The organism is Halomonas sp. SIMBA_159 (genome assembly GCF_046536035.1).
GTDB classification, from domain to species: Bacteria; Pseudomonadota; Gammaproteobacteria; order Pseudomonadales; family Halomonadaceae; genus Vreelandella; species Vreelandella venusta_A.
In genome coordinates this window covers 1-271 of the sequence record NZ_JAWJBT010000605.1, presented here as the reverse complement: position 1 = coordinate 271, position 271 = coordinate 1, and the positions used below count along the sequence as shown (strand labels likewise).

Sequence of the window (271 nt, the reverse complement as noted above, 5' to 3'; positions counted from 1 at the left end):
GCCCTTGATTTCATTGATGGTAAAAGAAGGACGGTTATCGTATCCCCGCGAACGCTGTATCGCGATCATTTTAGTGTTGTGTGCAACGGCTTGTTCGACGGCCGGCCAATCCACTTTATCGTCTTCATTTAAATCCACGTGGCGGTAGGAAATATTGAAATCCTTAAGCGAGCCCGTATCTTCTTCTCCCCCCGAAACGATCGAAGCGAGCGTATCGTAGGGCTGGCCTGTAATATACAGCAGTTCATCGCCCGGGCGCAGGATGCCGAAC

General features: G+C 50.9%; 1 protein-coding gene. It reads right to left on the bottom strand.

Features of this window, described 5'->3' with window-relative positions:
* On the bottom strand, positions 1-271 hold a 271-nt coding region (locus R0J87_RS20635; protein ID WP_498888587.1), incomplete at both ends, for a methionine gamma-lyase family protein.